The following is a 16,763-nucleotide window of genomic DNA, read 5'->3' on the forward strand; positions in this document are numbered from 1 at the left end:
GCGGGAGAAGGGCGCCTTCCCCCTACCCCATCGCCGCCATCAGGCTGAAGGCGCGCATGTCGCCGGTGGTGGTGGGGGCCATCTTGTTCATGGCGTAGGCGACGGTGGTCCGCGCATCCATGTCGATGATGATCAACGAGCCGCCATAGCCGCCCCAGTAGATGCTGTTGGGATTACGCATGGGGACCGTGGCGCTGGGCAGGCCGAAGCCCATGCCGAAACGGGCCGGGCCGCCCAGGATCAGGTCGGTCCCCTCCACCTGCAGTTCGAGAGCCTTGCGGCAGCCGGCCTCGGAGAGAATCCGTTTGCCCTTGGCGACGCCGCCATTGGCCAGCAGCACGTGGATCTCGGCCACGGAGCGAGCGTTGCCCGTACCGCCGGCGGCGGGGATCTCCGCGCCGCGCCAGGCCCGGGTGCGGGTGGCCAGCGGGTCGATGCCGGGATTACGCGACATGTTGGCGACCAGTTCGGTCTGCTCGCCGTCGGCGATGCCGCCCCCGGCGGGCGGCGGGATCAGATTGGCGACCCGAGCGTCCTCGCTAGCCGGCAGACCGATGTGGAAGTCGGTGCCCAGGGGCTCGGCGAGCTCCTGGCGGAACACTGTCCCCAGCGACTTGCCGGTGATGCGGCGCACGACCTCGCCCACAAGGTAGCCCTGGGTCAGGGCGTGGTAGCCGGGCTGCGTGCCGGGTTCCCAGTAAGGGGCCTGGGCGGCCAGCAGGGAGGTGGCCTTCTCCCAGTCGTAGAGATCCTCGGTGGTGATCGGCTGCTTCCAGCCCGAGAGGCCTGCGGAATGGCTCATCAGGTGGCTGACCTTGACGTCGGCCTTTCCGTTGGCCGCGAACTCCGGCCAGTACCTGGCCACCGGCGCATCGAAGTCGAGCTCGCCGCGGTCGGCCAGCAGCAGGGCCGTCAGCGCCGTCATGGTCTTGGTGGTGGAGTAGACGTTGACGATGGTGTCCTTCTGCCAGGGCCGAGTCTGCTCGGCGTCGGCCCAGCCGCCCCAGAGGTCGATCACCGTCTCGCCGTCCTGGGTGGCGCAGAACGAGGCCCCCACATCGGCGCCGGAATCGAGGTTGGCCTGGAAGGCCTCGCGGACCTTGGAATACCTGTCAGCCGTGAAGCCGCCCACCGAACCGTCAGCCATTGTCGCCTCCCCCTTTGTTGTTGGGGGGAGATTAGCGGCAAATCGCGGTGAGGATCGAGCCTCTACTCCGCTCATCCCGGCCTTCGCCGGGATGAGCGAAATACTATTTCCGCCCCTTGAACCCGGTCGCCACCAGATAGGTCTCGGAGCTGTCGGCGCGGCTGGCCTTGGGCTTCATGTTCTTCACCTCGGTGAAGTGGTGCTTGAGGTTGGCGATAACCAGGGAGGTCTCGCCGCCCTGGAAGGCCTTGGCGATGAAGGACCCGCCGGGCTTCAGCACGCTGATGGCGAAGTCCACGCCGATCTCGATCAGGCCCATGATCCGCAGGTGGTCGGTCTTACGGTGGCCGACGGTGTTGGGGGCCATGTCCGACAGCACCACGTCCGGCGGTCCTCCCAGCATCTCGATCAGCAGGGGGCCGCAGGCGGGGTCGGTGAAGTCCATCTCGATGATCTGGGCCGGCGAGATGGGATCGACCGGCAGCAGGTCGACGCCCACGACATTGGTGACGCCGCGCTCGACCGCCACCTGGGTCCAGCCGCCGGGCGCCGCCCCCAGGTCGATGACCCGGATCCCGGGCTTCAGCAGGTGCAGCCGATCGTCGATCTCGGTCAGCTTGTAGGCCGCGCGGCTGCGGTAGCCGTGGGCCCGGGCCTTGGCGGCGAAGGGGTCGTTGACCTGGCGCGACAGCCAGGCCTGGGAGGACGGGGTCCGCATCTTGGCGGTCTTCAGGCGCGCGGGCTTGCCGCGTCCCTCTTCGGTGCCGCCCATGGGCGGCTTGACCATGCGCTTGCGGGCCGGGGGAAGTTCGTCGGTCATTCGGCGGCCTGGGCCAGGGGTTTGCCGCGACGGCCGCGGCGGCGCTTGCGGCGGCGGCCGCCGCCGGTCTCGGACATCAGGGACATCAGTATGCCCTCGCGCAGGCCGCGGTCGGCGACCCGCACCCGGGTGCAGGGCCAGAGTTCCTGCACGGCCTGGAGGATGGCGGCGCCGGCCAGGACCAGGTCGGAGCGGTCGGGGCCGATGCAGGGCTGGTCGGCGCGCTGCTGGGCGGTGAGGTTCAACAGCAGGTTGGCGGCCCCTTCGCACTCGTCACGGGTCATCCAGATGCCGTCGACGCGGGATCGATCATAGCGCGGCAGGCGCAGGTGCATGCCGGCCAGGCTGGTGATGGCGCCCGAGGTGCCGATCAGGTGGGCGCGATCCTCGTCGAAGATCGGCCGCATGGGGTCGGCGTGGCGGAAGGCGGCGAGGTCGAGCTTCACCCGGTCGACCATGGCGCGGAACCAGGCCTCCGTGGCGGTCTCGCCCTCCGGGAACTGCTCGGCCAGGGTGACGACACCGATGGGGATTGAGAGCCAGGCCTTGATGGGCAGCTTCGAGGCCGCGAAGGTGCTGAGCTCACCGCCCAGGCCCTCGCCCTTGAGGTCCACCCAGGAGAGTTCGGTGGAGCCGCCGCCCACGTCCACCACCAGGGCGGCGTCGGCGGTGGTGTCCAGCAGGTTCAGGCAACCGGCGACGGAGAGCTGGGCCTCTTCGCGGGGGGCGATGATCTGCAGCCGCATGCCGGTCTCCTCGAAGACCCGGTCGATGAATTCCTGGCCGTTCTCAGCCATGCGGCAGGCCTGGGTGGCGATGGCCTTGAGCTTGACGACCCTCCGGCGGCGGACCTTTTCGGCGCTGACCTTCAAGGCGGCCATGGCGCGTTCCATGGCGACCTCCGACAGGCGGCCGCTCTGGGTGAGCCCCTCCCCCAGCCGCACGATGCGCGAATAGGCCTCCACCACCCGGAAGCTCTTGCCGGACGGGGTGGCGATCAAGAGCCTGCAGTTGTTGGTGCCGAGGTCGAGGGCGCCATAGCAGGGCGCGTCATTGCCAGACCTGTCCCGGCCATGCCTCACGGCGTCGGGCGCGGGCGCGCTTCCAGCCGGATCGCTCATTCAGGCGCCCGGCAAGCGCTTACAAAATGAGGGCGAAACACGCATCGCGTGTTTCTGCGCGCCTCAGACATGGACCAACCTTAGGGCCTTCGCAGTCGCCGGTACGGGCGCCTCGTTTCAAGGCGACTGTAGCAAGACCATTCGCCTGCCGGAAGGCGCGCTCTTGAACACGGACGCGTGAGCGCTACGTTCACCTCCCAGTTAGGTACGACGGTGTAGATTCTGTTCATGGACGCTCGACTCGAAAAGCCAAACGCTGGCCACCTGCCCAACCCCGCGGCGATCGCGGATATCCGGCTGGCCAAGTTCGCCATCGGCGATGTCGTCAAGCACCGCGTGTTCGCGTTCCGGGGCGTGATCTTTGACGTCGACCCCACCTTCGCCAATACCGAGGAGTGGTGGCTGTCGATCCCGGAGCACATCCGGCCGCGCAAGGACCAGCCGTTCTACCACCTGCTGGCCGAGAACGATGACAACTCGTACGTCGCCTACGTCTCCGAGCAGAACCTGCTGCCCGACGAGAGCGGCGAACCCGTCGGCCACCCGCAGGCCCCGCTGATCTTCGAGAGCTTCAACGAAGGCCACTACACCCTGCGGCCGCGGATCAGCCACTAGCCGGCGAACGGGCCTGCTCGCCGCCCCCTTCCCCCGCCATGTGGGGGAAGCCGGGAAGGCAATCCCCACCTCCTTGACCTGCTTCCGCGCAAGGTTTTCGCGAGCGCCCTCCGAAAAGCCACGCAGTTCGAACGGAACTTCCGGCCGATTGGCCCCATTCTGCCGGAATGAGCGCTGACGGATTCACCCCGCCTCCGGGCGCGCGGCCCGACTGGACCATCGACCAGGACTGGGCGGCCTATACGCCGACTGAGCACCAGGTCTGGATGACCCTCTATGAGCGCCAGTCCAGGCTGTTGCCCGGACGAGCCTGCGACGCCTTCCTGCACGGGCTCGACGCCCTGGACCTGCATCGCGGCGGCATTCCCGACTTCGCGCGGATCAACGAGGAGCTGGACCGCCTGACCGGCTGGAGCGTGGTGGCGGTCCCAGGGCTGGTCCCCGACGAGGTGTTCTTCGAACATCTCGCAAATCGGCGGTTTCCGGCGGGCCAGTTCATCCGCAAGCCCGAGCAGCTGGACTACCTGCAGGAGCCGGACATCTTCCACGACGTCTTCGGCCATGTCCCGATGCTGACCGATCCCACCTTCGCCGACTATATGCAGGCCTATGGCGCGGGGGGTCTGAAGGCGATGAACCGGGGCCAGCTGCACAACCTGGCGCGGCTCTACTGGTACACGGTGGAGTTCGGCCTGCTGGAGACGCCAGACGGCCTGCGAATCTATGGCGCGGGCATCGTCTCGTCCCACGCAGAGTCGATCTTCGCCCTGGACGACCCCTCCCCCAACCGGCTGGGGTTTGACCTGGAGCGGGTGATGCGCACCCCTTACCGGATCGACGACTTCCAGCAGGTCTATTTCGTGGTCCCGTCCCTGCAGGCCCTGCTCGACGCCACGCTGCAGGACTTCGGGGCGCTCTATGATCGGCTCGCGAGGTCGGGGGATATTCCGATCGCGGCGGTGGCGCCTGGCGACCAGGTGTTCACCCGCGGAACGCAGGCCTACGCGGCCAGATAACTCACCCTCGGCGGCGGCAGGGAGTCAGTTGTCGCCCGCTCCCATCAGCAGCTTAAGGCCCCGGTCCACCTCCGCCCGCTGCTCTGGCGTGAAGAGCTGATAGCGCCGCGCCCTGCTGCTGGCGGCGGCTTCGATCCGATCCTCGGTCACGTAGATGATCTGGCCCTGATAGGCGCCCGTGACGGGCGCCCCGTGCCGAAGGTGCAGGCCCTCGAGCTGGATGGCGCAGGCCTGGAGGTTGGGCACGCTGTTGGACATGGGCCGGAAGTCCTGGGCGCCGTTCATGGCCGGGGCGAGGCGCCAGCAGACGCCGGTGTGGGTCGGCGGCTTCAGCGGCGTGTCGCAGGCGGCCAGCGCCAGCAACCCCGCGGTCCCGATCAACACGGTCCGCAGCATCAGTAGTCCTTGCGCCATCGCACGGCGAGCTTGCCGTCCCCCTGGCTGGCGAGCTTGGAGATGATGGACAGGTTCTTGCGCACGCGCCACTCGACTTGAGCCGAGGGTCCCTCGCGACCACCACCCGTCAATTCCAGATAAACGTCTTCCGTCAGATACTTGCCGCCGGAAATTGTCATGCCGCTTTCGTCGCCGCCGCCCACCGCCAGACGGTCGAGGCCGGCGAAGTTGCGCAGGTTGCCGATGACGTCGAAGCCACCGCCGCCGGCCAGAGAGGACAGGGCCGACGCCAGCTGAGCGGCTTCGAGAGGCGACAGCTGCGAGGCCGAGCGACCGAACAGGACGTTGGACAGCACCTCGTCATTGGGCAGGGTCGGGGTCGAGCTCAGGGTGATCTCCGGCTTGGCCGCCGTGCCCCGGATGCTGACCACGGCGGTCAGGGAGGGGTCGTCGCGGGTGGCCGAGAGGCTGAGGCGGATGTCCCGAGTGGAGGTGGCCAGATAGACCACGCCACGCTGGTCGAACTCGAACCGCTTGCCGGCGAAGTCGTACTCGCCGCGCACCACGCGGGCGACGCCGGAGAGCACCGGGCGGTTGGTGTTGCCGCCGACATGGGCGTCCAGGGACAGCTCCACGTCCAGGCCGCGGCCTCGCAGATAGATCCGGCGAGGCGCGGTCAGGGTGACGTCGAGGTTCACCCCCAGGCCCTGCCGCGCCACGGCCTGCTGCGCGACCCCGAGGTCCATGGGCTTGTTGACCTCGATGACGTCCATGGCCACCACGCCCGACGGGGTCGGCGTGCGGGCCGAGATATCGGCCCGCTCCACCAGCAGCTTGCCCGCCAGCCGGACCTTGCCGGCGACGTCCCGGTCCAGGGTGACCTGACCGCTGGCCGAGGCGGTGGCCTGATCATTGTCGATGAGCCGGAAAGCGGTGAGATTGAGCTTGAAGGTGCTGACCCCATCCTGGCTGATCCGCCCCGAGCCGGTGGCCGAGCCGCCATGGCCGTCGGCGCCGGTGGCGCGGGAGACGTTGATCACATTGTCGGTGAGGGTCGCGCGTACGATCACCTCGCGCAGCACCAGGCCGGTGGCCCCGTCGGAGAAGCGACCGTCATCCACTGAGGCCTCGCCGCGCGTCTTGATGTCCGCCAGGGTACCGCCCAGGGTCCCCTCCAGCCGCACCCGGCCAGCCAGCTCGCGCTCGCCGCCCACCAGCAGGTCCCACAGGGGCTTGACCTCGCCGTCGGCGAACACCCGGCCCTGTATCGGCTTCTGGCGATTGAGGGCGACGCGGAAGGGCGCGGACGAGGCCTCGGCCGGGAGGACCAGGTTGGCGGTGGCCTTGAGACCTCCGGTGTTGGAGAGGTCGGCGTCGATGACCATGCTGCTGTCGGCCAGGCGCGCCTTGAGCACGCCGTCGAGACCCTGGGAGACGTCGGAGCCCTTGGCGCGGGCGTCCTCCAGCCTGGCGGCCAGGGTCCCGTCGAGGCGGGCGCCCTTGCCGGCCAGGTTCAGCTCGGCGTCGACCTTGCCGGTGAGGTCCTCGTTGAACAGACCCAGGCCCAGCTGGCGCAGGTGGGCCCGGACCTGGGCGGTGTCGCCCGCCAGCCGACCGTCCAGATCGATCTCGCCGCCGTCGGACGCCGCCAGGCGCAGGCGCGCGCTGCGCTCGGGACCGCCGACCTTGAAGACGGCCGTCTCCAGGGTGCGCAGGTCCCGGCGGCCGTAACGGCCCATGCCGTCGAAGCCGATGACATAGCCGGGCCTGGCCTGGGTGATCACCCCCTTGCCGTTGAAGGCCCAGGGGCCGTTGCTCGAGGCGCCCTTGACGTCGGCGGCATAGGGCAGCCGGGCGAGCGGACCGTCTGCGGTAAGGCGGCCCGCGCTGATGGCGACCCGGGAGCCCGGCAGGACCGCGTTCTGCGCCCGCAGGTCGAGGCTGGCGCGGGGGCCGCCCGAGGCGTCGACGATCTTCACCGCCCCGGTCACCTGTCCGCCGTCGAGGAAGGCGCCCTTGCTGAGGCTGATCGCCAGGTCGGCCGACGACGGCGTGGACCGGCGCAGGGCGAGCGCGCCCGTGGCCTTCAGACCGCCGGCGTCGATGGCCAGGTCGCTGAGATCGACGCCACCTTCGGGGAAGCGGAAGGCGGCCTTGGCGACGGCCGGGCCGAATTCGCTGGTGGCCGCCAGGGTCACGAGGCCGCTGGAGCCGTCGGGGCGGCGCATGAAGGTCAGCGTCATGTGCGCGGCCTTCAACGGCAGGCGCGGCACGTCCAGGGCCTCGAAGTCGGCCAGCAGGTCGGCGCGGGGCTCCCCGAGCGTGCCGGTGACGGCGCCGGAGCCGCTGGCCTTGCCGGTTATCTCCACGGGGCCGGCGCGGAACGGGCCATCGGCGGACCAGTCCAGCTTGAACTTCAGGGCTCCGTTCTCGAGGACACCGGCGCTGGTCGCCTTGACGGCCGCGCCGTTCAGCTCCGCGCTGGCGAGGGATATCTTGCCGTCCTGGATATTGCCCTTGGCCGAGGCGCGAGGCGAGGCGCCCAGCAGGCGGTCGAGCTCGGCATAGCCGGAGGCGAACTTCGCGCCCCGGGCGTCGGCGGTCAGGGTCCAGGGCTTGCCGGGGCCGCCTTGGGTGGCGCTCCAGGTGGCCGACGCCGAGCCCTTGGCGCCGGTCCGGGCGGCGGCGAGGTTGGAAACCTCAGCCTTGCCCTTGAAGTTGAGACCGCCGATCAGGCCGCGGCCGCCGCTGGCCTGGACCTTCAGCCCCGCGCCGGCGGCCTGCAGGTCGCGCAGGGAGAGGCGGCCGTCGGCCAGGCGCTGAGCGTCGAAGCTGGCGGTGGGACTGGCGCCAAGGATGGCGGCGAGCACGCCGGTCCCTGCCCCGCCCGCGCCGCTGGCCTGGCCCTTTACGCCGAGCACGCCCGCCCTGCGGGTGAGCTGGATGGGACCGCTGACGCGGTCCAGGCCGTAGGATCCGAGCTTCAGACGGTCCACCGCGACGGTCCCGACGAAGCGCGCGTCGTCGGCGGTTCCGGTCAGGACGCCAGCGGCCCGCGCGGGGCCCATCTGCGGTCCACCGCTGATCTTGGAGAGGCTGGCCGTGTCCAGGGTGAGCGCCAGGCCCTTGGGACCGGTCCGGCGTTCGCCGATATTGCCCTTGCCCCTGGCCACCAGGGTCAGGTTGGCCGACTGCACGCGGGCGGTGAGGTCATGCAGGCCGGGCTCGGCCTTGGCGCCGGTGATGACGAACAGGGCCTGGGGGCCCAGGCGGGCCGAGAGCTTGCGAGTCAGGGTCGAGGCGGTGAGGTCCAGGCGGCCCTTGGCCTGCCCGCCCTCTGGCGTCCAGGCGCCCTGCATCTCCAGGGGGGTGGCGGGGCCGGAGGTGACGACGGCGGTCAGCTTGCCGGCCGACATCTTGCCGTCGGCGCGGGCCTTGAGGTCGAAGGCCTGATCCACGGGAAGACCGGCCGCCCCAGCCAGCGCCCCGCCCTGGGCCTCATGGACATCGGCCACCAGCAGCAGGGGCCGGGTCTTGCCGAAGTCGAACTGCATATCCAGGTGGTCGCCGGCGTGCAGGACGCTGGCGGCGGAGACGCGGCCCTGCTGGCCCCGGCCGCGCCGCTGGACGTCGAGGCTTGCGGTGACATCGTAGACGCCGCGCCGGTAGCTGAAGGCCGGCTGCAGCTCGAGCCGGGTCTTGATGAGGTCGATGTCGAAGGAGACCGGCAGTCCGCTGGATTTCCGCTTGGGCGTCAGGGTCGGGCGGCGCAGGACGGTGACCTGCTCTGCGGTGATCGTCTCGGCGTGCAGCTTTCGGGTCAGGAGCTTGGCGTAATGCCATGAAATATCGAGGTTCCTCGCCTCGAGCCAGACGCCCTTCTCGTCGGAGATGGTCAGGCGGCGTACGGAAAAATGGCGCCAGACGTCGCCGGACAGGCCCTCGATCCGCAGCGACCCGAAGCGGCCGAGCTTGAGGCCGTTGGCGCGCGACTCGATCAGCATCCGGCCCTGGGGCAGCAGGACGCCGTAGCGGGTGGTGAGCAGCAGACCCGACAGCACGAGGGCGATGACGGCGCAGATGGCCAGGATCGCCTTGGGCAGGCCGCGGCTGCGGGCGACCTTCACCACGGCGGCCTCCACCTCGTGGACCACCTCCTCGATGTCGGACGGGCCGGTCAAAAGCTCTGCCCGATGCTGAGATAGATCTGGAAGGCGGCGTCGCCCTTGCGCTTCTCCAGGGGGATGGCGATGTCGGCGCGGATGGGGCCAAAGCCGAGGTCATAGCGGACCCCGATCCCGGCCCCGACGCTGAGGTCCTTGAAGCTGGGGATCTGGTCGGAACCGACGGAGCCTGCGTCCACGAAGGCCACCACGCCCCAACGCTTGCCGATCTTCTGGCGCAGCTCCACCGAGCCCTCGAACAGGGAGAGCCCGCCTTGAGGCGTGTTGTCGGCCAGGCGTGGGCCGATGGCCTGGTAGGCGTAGCCGCGCACAGAGCCGCCGCCGCCGGAATAGAACCGGCGCGAGGCCGGAACCTCCGGCATCAGGCCGCCGATGGCCGAGCCCAGCTTGAGGCGGCCGGCCACGACAGTGCGGCCCTTCTCGTCGAAGGGGAAGTAGATCGAGCCCTGAGACTGGGCCTTCAGATAGGGCAAGGTGTCGGCGCCGACGATCAGGGTCGGCTCCAGCCGCGCCTCCACGCGCCAGCCGCGCTTGGGATCCAGGGGATCGTCGGAGCGGTCGAGGGCCATGGCGCCCAGCACCGAGGCGGTGACAAGCTTGCGGCCGAGGGACGACAGGGTGACCGCCTGCAGCTCCTGGGTTTCGCTGTAGTCCAGGGACGCCCCGACCGTGACGTGGGACGTCTTGCCGAAGCGGCGCTCGATGTCGGCGCGGACGCCGACGCCGGTCTCGTCATAGGCGTCGGTGTGGACGCGATAGAGGCCGGCCTGGCCCTTCAGGGTCTGCTGAGCGCGGCGCCAGTGCGGCAGGGTCAGCTCGCCGCCCAGGCGGCTGTCCACCGTGGAGGCGCGGCCGTAGTAGGAGAGCGTGTCGGCGCGGCCCAGCACGTTGTAGCGGGTCCAGCGGGCGTCGGCCCCCACCCCCTCGCTGGTGGAATAGCTGGCGCCCAGTTCGAGGGTGCGGCGCTTGCGGTCGGAGATACTGACAATCACCGGGCGCAGGCCCTCTGCGGTCGCCTTCTCCTTGCCGGCCAGGGCGACGGTGACGCTGTCATAGACACCGGTGTCCAGCAGGCGGCGCTCCAGTTCGCCTACGTCGTCGGGGTCGTACGGCTCGCCGGCCTTCCACGGCGCCAAGCCGCGCAGCCAGGTGGGATTTGTCCGGCCCGGCGTCACCAGATCGATGCCGTCCAGGAGCACCAACTCGCCCGAGACGATGCGGAAGGTGGGGCGGACGCTGTGGTCGGCATGGTCGACGATCACTTGGCGGTCACCAAAGGTCACGTCGGCATAGCCGCGCTTGCGCACCGCGGCCACGATGCGGCCCTCGGCGCCCAGGACGTCGGCGGCCCTGCCGGCCTGGCCGTTGGCCAGGCCCAGCACCGCCTCGCCGGCGATCTGCACGCCTGGCGCGGGCTCCGGCGCGATCCACTCGACCTTGGGGTCCTGGATGGTGAAGCGCTGGCCGGGCGCAACCTTGACCACCGGCTGGGCGGGCTCGGTCTCGGTGACCTCGGCCTCGACGGTGCTGGCGTAATAGCCCTCCGACCGCAGAACGGCGACCGCGTCCTCGGCGGCCTCACGGGCGCGCCTACGGGCCTCGAAGCGGTTCTCGATGGGCTTGTCGGTCTCGCCCACCGCATTGGTGATGGCGTCGCGCAGGCTGTCGGACAGTTCGCCCTCGACGGCAGCCTTCGGCGCCTCTGCGTGCGCGGAGTCAGGCGTCCCTTGGACACAAAGCGCCGCTGAGGCGGCGACGGCGAAGACCAGTCGTCCCAAGGTTCAAGAATCCCTGCCGTCCCCGTCCCGGGTCTATCTCGGGTCGCCTTGCCTTGTCACCCCGCTGGAGACGCGCAAGGCGCTTTCAAACTAGGCGGAAGCCTGCCCAAATAGTGGGCAGCAACTCCTGCGTCGCCCGCCGATTCCAAAAAGCCGTCCCTTTGGCCGGGGCTCTCCCTACGGTCGGAACCAAGGCGAAGCAGAAGGATTATCGCAGAGGTGGAGTGGGGCGTGGCGACGGCGAAGAGATCGGACACCAACGCCATCGAGATCTCGGACGGGGCGATCCCGTACGACGAGATGCTGACTCTCGCCGGTGAGGTGCGCAGTCACTACGCCGGCCTCGACGAACGCATCGCCACCCTGGCCTCCGAGGACATGGCCGAGCGCCAGCGGACGCTGGAGCGGTTCTTCCTGCTGCAGGGCATCACCTTCACCGTCTACGGGGCCGAGAGCTCCACCGAACGGATCATTCCCACCGACCTGCTGCCGCGCATCATTCCCGCCGGGGAATGGGCGACTATCGAGAAGGGCCTGACTCAGAGGTTGCGGGCCCTGAACATGTTCCTGGCCGACATCTACGGCGAGCAGCAGATCCTGATGGATGGGGTGGTGCCGCGCGAGCTGGTGCTGATGGCGCCGTCCTACCGCCGCGAGATGCAGAACCTCTATGTGCCGCACCAGGCCTACGCCAATGTCTGCGGCTCGGACCTGATCCGCCAGCCGGACGGCGCCTTCGCGGTGCTGGAGGACAATCTGCGGGTCCCCTCCGGCGTCTCCTACATGCTGGCCAACCGCGAGGCGTCGAAGCGGACCTTCCCCGGCACCTTCCGCGCCTCGAACGTGCGCGCCGTCGACCGCTATCCCGACCTGCTGCTCTCGACCCTCAAGGGCATGGCGGCCGACTGGAGGCCCAATCCCCAGGTCGTGGTGCTGACGCCTGGCGTCTACAACTCGGCCTATTACGAGCATGCCTATCTGGCGCGGCTGATGGGGGCGCCCCTGGTGGAGGGCCGCGACCTCGTGGTCCACGACAACATGGTCTACATGCGGACCACCACCGGCCTGCGGCGCATCGACGTGATCTATCGCCGGGTGGACGACGACTTCATCGACCCGCTGACCTTCCGCCGGGACTCAGGCCTCGGGGTGGCGGGCCTGTTCAACGCCTATCGGGCGGGCAACGTGGTGATCTGCAATGCGCCCGGCACCGGGGTCGCCGACGACAAGGCGGTCTATGCCTATGTGCCGGAGATCATCAAATACTACCTCGGCGAGGACGCCATCCTGCCCAATATCGAGACCTTCCTCTGCCGCGAACCGGCCCAGCTCAGCCACGTGCTGGCCAACCTCGACAAGCTGGTGGTCAAGGCGGTGGGCGCGTCGGGCGGCTACGGGATGCTGATCGGACCGCACGCCAGCGCCAAGGAGCGCAGCGAGTTCGCCGACGCTCTGCGCGCTGACCCGTGCAACTACATCGCCCAGCCCACTATCCAGCTGTCGACAGCGCCCTGCCTGATCAACGGCGAGATCGACCCGCGCCACGTCGACCTGCGTCCCTTCATCCTGTCGGGCGAGAAGATCACCGTGACCCCCGGAGCCCTGACCCGCGTGGCCCTGAAGAAGGGCTCGCTGGTGGTGAACTCCAGCCAGGGCGGCGGTTCCAAGGACACCTGGATCCTGGCCGCCGACGCCGAGGAAGCCCAGTCATGATGCTCGCCCGGGTCGCCGACAGCCTCTACTGGATGGGCCGCTACGTGGAACGCGCCGAGCACATGTGCCGGCTGTCGGACGTGATGCTCAACGCCACCCTCGACCGCAGCGACGCCGCGACCCAGGTCGCGCGCATCGTGCTCGCCGCCGTGGGCGACAACGATCCGGAGAAGGCCAATTCGCCCTATGACGCGGCCCGCGCCCTGGCGCTGGATCGCGAGGATGGCGGGTCGATCACCACCTCCCTGTCCCGCGCCCGCGAGAACGCCCGCCAGGTGCGCGACCAGATCACCAGCGAGACCTGGGAGCGGCTGAACCTGATCTATCTGCGGGTCACCGGGCCGGGGGCGGCCAAGGCCTTCAACGACGGCTCCTCGGCCTTCCTGCACGACATCATCGCCGACCTGCACCTGTTCAAGGGTGCGGCGGACGCCACCATGAGCCACGGCGAGGGCTGGCGATTCCTGTTGCTGGGGGTCCATCTCGAACGTGCGCAGCTGATCGGCCGACTGCTGGAGGTGTTCTTCGGCGACGCCCGCAAGCGCCCGATCACCGACCACTTCGCGCTCACCAGCCTGCTGCGGATGAGTTGCGCGCTGGAGCCCTATCTGCGCCGCTACACCGCCGACGTCCGGCCCGAGCTGATCCTGGAATTCCTGATGTTCGACGAGGACTTCCCGAGGTCTATCCGGTTCTCCACGGCCCGGATCGAAGAGCACCTCTCGGCCGCAAGCCGCTATGTGGACGCCGGCCACGCCGGGCCTGAGCGCCTCGCCGGCCGCCTGAAGGCGCGCCTGCAGTACGCCGATGTCGAGAACATCGAACTCGGCGGCGCGGGCGCCCTGCTCACCACCGTGCTGGACGAATGCGAAGCGATCCACACGGCGATCTACGACACCTTCGTCGCCTATTCCCTCGAGATGCGGTTGCCGGCCTGATGCTTTTGGAAGTCCGCCACGTCACCCAGTACCACTACGCCGCCAATGTGCGCGAAAGCGTCATGGAGCTGTGGATGCAGCCCCAGAAGGGCGCGCGCCAGCGGCTGGTCAGCTTTGAGCTGGAGCTGGATCCGCCGGCCCAGCTGTTCTCCTACGCCGACGCCTTCGGCAACGCGGTCTATCATTTCGACGTGCCGCAGCCGCACGATCGGCTGAACATCCTGGCGCGCTGTGCCGTGGAGACCCAACCAACCGCGGCGCTGCCCGACGCCCTGGACCTGGGAGAATGGGACCGGCTGAAGAGCGACTTCGTCCGTGGAGAGAACTTCGACTTCCTGCACCATCACGGCTTTGCGGTGGAATCCCAGGCGCTCAGCGCCTTCGTGAGGGACTCCGGCATCGACCAGCTCAGGGTGCGCGATCCGCTCAGCGCCCTGCGCGAGCTGTCGGCCATCATCTACCGGTCCTTCGCCTATGAGCCCGGCGTCACCGACGCCGAGAGTCCCATCGACCTGGCCCTGAACGCCAAGCGCGGGGTGTGCCAGGACTTCGCCCACATCATGATCGCCATCTGCCGGTCCTGGGGCATCCCCGCCCGCTACGTTTCCGGCTACCTGTTCACCGACCGCAAGGGGGGCGACCGCTCTGACCCCGACGCCACCCACGCCTGGGTGGAGGTCTTCCTGCCCAGCCTGCGCTGGGTGGGCCTGGACCCCACCAACAATGTGGAGGCCGGCGAGCGCCACATCGCCGCCGCCGTGGGCCGCGACTACAACGACGTCCCACCGTCGCGAGGCGTCTACAAGGGCGAGGCGGAGAGCCAGCTGGCGGTGGGCGTGTCGGTGCGCCGCGCCAAGGCGGCCCTGACCGAACCCGAGTTCATCCGGGTGGCCCAGCCGTCCTTCAACCGCGGCGGACGCCGGCGGGGGCCGCCCGGCTCCCTGAAGTACGACCAGCAGCAACAGCAGCAGCAGTAGCGCTAGATCAGGCGGAACAGGGTCAATCCGAGCAGGAAGGCGCCCACCGCCACGAAGCCGACCTCCACCAGCACCGCCCGCTGGGGCGAGGTCCGCAGGGTCATCAGGAAGTGGAGAAGATCATCCATGCGCGGCATAACGCCGCCAATTCATGAATCTCTCGTTAAAGTTGAAGCAGATCCGTTACGCGCTGAAGATGTACGCCTTCTGGGCGGTCAGGCCGAGCTTGTCGCCGTGCCTCAGACCCTCGGCGGAGTTGCGTTCGAACGCAGCCTCGATGCGTTGACCGCCAGGCGTCCTGCCCTCGATCCTGGCCACCGGTCCCTGCACGTTTATGCGATCGGTGGTGATGAAGAAAGCCTCCTCGCCGGCCGGAGCGCGGATAAGGTCGTGGGGACGAACGAAGGCCACGGCGGCGCCGTCGGCGGCGCCCCGGCCCGGGAGGGCGATCTCCGCCCCGATGAAGCGCCCGCCCTTGACCAAACCCTCCAGGCGATTGGCCTCGCCGACGAAGCCCGCCACGAAGGCGCCGGCCGGATGGTCATGGACCTGCTGCGGCGTGCCCACCTGCTCGATGACGCCGTGGTTGAGGATCGCCACGCGGTCGGCCAGTTCCAGAGCCTCTTCCTGGTCGTGGGTGACGAAAATGGTGGTGACGCCGGTGGCGTCGTGGATGCGCCGCAGTTCCCGGCGCAGGGACTTGCGCACCGTGGCGTCCAAGGCGCCGAAGGGCTCGTCCAGCAGCAGGACGCTGGGGCTGACCGCGAGCGCCCGGGCCAGCGCCACACGCTGGCGCTGGCCGCCGGACAGCTGGGCCGGATAGCGCTTGCCCAGGCCCGGCAGCTCCACCAGGCCCAGGAGCTCCTCGACCCGCTTGTCGATCTCGACCTTCGGAGGCTTGGCCGCGCCCCTTCGGACGTCCAGGCCGAAGGCGATGTTCTTGGCCAGCGTCATATGGCGGAACAGGGCGTACTGCTGGAAGACGAACCCCACCTGGCGCGCGGCCGCGCTGGCATAGGTCATGTCCCGGTCGTCGAACAGGATCTGACCCTTCTCGGGAAACTCCAGCCCCGCGATGGCGCGCAGCAGGGTGGTCTTGCCTGAGCCGGAGGGACCCAGCAGAGCCAGCAGTTCGCCATCGGCGATCTCCAGGCTCACCCCGTTCAGGGCCGGGTAGCGGCCGAAGGTCTTCTCCACCGAGCGGATGGAAATGGTCATGGGGTCTCTTGGTCAGTGACGGGCCGGCCGCGAGTGCGACTGAACCATCTCGAGCAGGGTCTTCAAGGCAAGGGTGACGATAGCCAGGAAACACAGAAGGGCGGCGACGGCGAAGGCGCCGACGACGTCATACTCTTTGTAGATGATATCCACATGCAACGGCATGGTGTTGGTCACGCTGCGGATATGGCCCGAGACCACCGAGACCCTCGGAATCCACGGCCAATATCCATTTTCGAGGCGGCCGCGTGAAAGCCTGGCCATCGCCCACAAGAAAGCCCCGCCCTCACTGAAGAGGACGGGGCTCCTTACGCCACTGGGTAGACTCTGTCTTAGCGGTGATAACCGTTATAGCCGTTATGGCCGTTATAGCCGTTATGGCCGCTGTTGCTGTTGGCGAGGACCTGAACGATCAGGCCCGTGGCGATGGCCGCCAGCACGTAGTCATTGTTGGCCCGGACCCAGCGATGACCGCGGGGCGGCGCGCGCAGGCCGTAGCGGCCGTAGTCGTTCACGTAGTAGGCCGAGCTGCGATACTGGCTCGGCAGACGCTGGCCGCGGCGCCAGGCTTGGCCGCTGTAGTGGCGCTGCTGCTGGCCGTAGCCACGACGGTCGTCGCGACGGTCATCGTAGCGGTAGTCACGGCGGTCGTCGTAGCGGCCACCGTTGTAGCCTTGCTGATACTGGCCCTGGTAGTCGCGCTGATACTGCGCCGGCTGAGCCATGGCGGCCGTACCGCCCAGCAGGGAAAGAGCGAGGGCGGCGGCGATTGCGCGTTTCATCGGGGCATCCTTTGAGGGAGCTTCGAGCCAGTTGGCTCTCTGCGTTGTCGCCAATATG

General features: G+C 68.9%; 14 protein-coding genes and 1 pseudogene. 5 read left to right on the forward strand and 10 right to left on the reverse strand.

Features of this window, described 5'->3' with window-relative positions:
- Window positions 1-22: 22 nt before the first annotated feature.
- The 3 genes from Q8N10_RS09940 to Q8N10_RS09950 form a co-directional block, all read right to left on the reverse strand.
- A complete protein-coding gene (locus tag Q8N10_RS09940) occupies window positions 23-1,147 on the reverse strand; it encodes a serine hydrolase domain-containing protein (RefSeq protein ID WP_304781543.1) in 1,125 nt (374 codons plus the stop codon).
- 103 nt (window positions 1,148-1,250) lie between these two features.
- Complete coding sequence (locus Q8N10_RS09945) at window positions 1,251-1,967, reverse strand: RlmE family RNA methyltransferase (protein WP_304781546.1); 717 nt, start codon at window positions 1,965-1,967, stop codon at window positions 1,251-1,253.
- Window positions 1,964-3,088 (reverse strand): Ppx/GppA phosphatase family protein, encoded by a 1,125-nt coding sequence (locus Q8N10_RS09950; protein WP_304781548.1) that lies wholly within the window; start codon window positions 3,086-3,088, stop codon window positions 1,964-1,966. The genes Q8N10_RS09945 and Q8N10_RS09950 overlap by 4 nt, the downstream gene beginning before the upstream one ends.
- Before the next feature lie 228 nt (window positions 3,089-3,316).
- On the opposite strand from Q8N10_RS09950, the gene hspQ reads away from it, so the two are divergent.
- Window positions 3,317-3,703, forward strand: a complete 387-nt coding sequence (gene hspQ, locus Q8N10_RS09955) for a heat shock protein HspQ (RefSeq protein WP_304781552.1) — start codon at window positions 3,317-3,319, stop codon at window positions 3,701-3,703.
- Window positions 3,704-3,870: 167 nt separating this feature from the next.
- Window positions 3,871-4,719: a phenylalanine 4-monooxygenase gene (gene phhA / locus Q8N10_RS09960; protein ID WP_304781554.1), complete on the forward strand. Its 849-nt coding sequence runs from the start codon at window positions 3,871-3,873 to the stop codon at window positions 4,717-4,719.
- Between the two features lie 24 nt (window positions 4,720-4,743).
- Here the strand turns inward: phhA and Q8N10_RS09965 are convergent, their stop codons facing one another.
- Genes Q8N10_RS09965 through Q8N10_RS09975 form a run of 3 tightly spaced genes read right to left on the reverse strand, consistent with a single transcriptional unit; the run spans window position 4,744 to window position 11,077 of the window.
- Window positions 4,744-5,115, reverse strand: a complete 372-nt coding sequence (locus Q8N10_RS09965) for a hypothetical protein (RefSeq protein WP_304781556.1) — start codon at window positions 5,113-5,115, stop codon at window positions 4,744-4,746.
- Window positions 5,115-9,296, reverse strand: a complete 4,182-nt coding sequence (locus tag Q8N10_RS09970; protein ID WP_304781559.1) for a translocation/assembly module TamB domain-containing protein — start codon at window positions 9,294-9,296, stop codon at window positions 5,115-5,117. The genes Q8N10_RS09965 and Q8N10_RS09970 overlap by 1 nt, the downstream gene beginning before the upstream one ends.
- Window positions 9,293-11,077, reverse strand: a complete 1,785-nt coding sequence (locus tag Q8N10_RS09975; RefSeq protein WP_370690239.1) for an autotransporter assembly complex family protein — start codon at window positions 11,075-11,077, stop codon at window positions 9,293-9,295. The genes Q8N10_RS09970 and Q8N10_RS09975 overlap by 4 nt, the downstream gene beginning before the upstream one ends.
- A 300-nt stretch (window positions 11,078-11,377) precedes the next feature.
- On the opposite strand from Q8N10_RS09975, the gene Q8N10_RS09980 reads away from it, so the two are divergent.
- The 3 genes from Q8N10_RS09980 to Q8N10_RS09990 are packed head-to-tail and all read left to right on the forward strand — an operon-like array spanning window position 11,378 to window position 14,705.
- Window positions 11,378-12,790, forward strand: coding sequence for a circularly permuted type 2 ATP-grasp protein (locus tag Q8N10_RS09980; RefSeq protein WP_304781630.1), 1,413 nt, complete (start codon window positions 11,378-11,380; stop codon window positions 12,788-12,790).
- Entirely contained in the window at window positions 12,787-13,728 is a 942-nt protein-coding gene (locus Q8N10_RS09985) for an alpha-E domain-containing protein (RefSeq protein WP_304781562.1), read from the forward strand. Before Q8N10_RS09980 ends, Q8N10_RS09985 begins: the two co-directional genes overlap by 4 nt.
- Window positions 13,728-14,705 carry a transglutaminase family protein gene (locus Q8N10_RS09990; protein ID WP_304781565.1) on the forward strand — a complete coding sequence of 326 codons (978 nt, stop codon included), beginning with the start codon at window positions 13,728-13,730 and terminating at the stop codon, window positions 14,703-14,705. Before Q8N10_RS09985 ends, Q8N10_RS09990 begins: the two co-directional genes overlap by 1 nt.
- Window positions 14,706-14,707: 2 nt before the next feature.
- On the opposite strand, the gene Q8N10_RS09995 is transcribed toward Q8N10_RS09990, so the two are convergent.
- From Q8N10_RS09995 to Q8N10_RS10010, 4 genes and pseudogenes are all read right to left on the reverse strand, one after another.
- Window positions 14,708-14,833: a hypothetical protein gene (locus Q8N10_RS09995; protein ID WP_304781568.1), complete on the reverse strand. Its 126-nt coding sequence runs from the start codon at window positions 14,831-14,833 to the stop codon at window positions 14,708-14,710.
- 55 nt (window positions 14,834-14,888) lie between these two features.
- Window positions 14,889-15,923 carry a sulfate/molybdate ABC transporter ATP-binding protein gene (locus Q8N10_RS10000; protein WP_304781571.1) on the reverse strand — a complete coding sequence of 345 codons (1,035 nt, stop codon included), beginning with the start codon at window positions 15,921-15,923 and terminating at the stop codon, window positions 14,889-14,891.
- Between the two features lie 12 nt (window positions 15,924-15,935).
- Window positions 15,936-16,130, reverse strand: a pseudogene (gene cysW / locus Q8N10_RS10005) (sulfate/thiosulfate ABC transporter permease CysW); the annotation flags it as partial.
- A 125-nt stretch (window positions 16,131-16,255) separates the two neighbouring features.
- Window positions 16,256-16,705, reverse strand: coding sequence for an RcnB family protein (locus Q8N10_RS10010; protein ID WP_304781574.1), 450 nt, complete (start codon window positions 16,703-16,705; stop codon window positions 16,256-16,258).
- Between the last annotated feature and the right edge of the window lie 58 nt (window positions 16,706-16,763).

The organism is Phenylobacterium sp. (genome assembly GCF_030693625.1).
Classification (GTDB): Bacteria; Pseudomonadota; Alphaproteobacteria; order Caulobacterales; family Caulobacteraceae; genus Phenylobacterium; species Phenylobacterium ferrooxidans.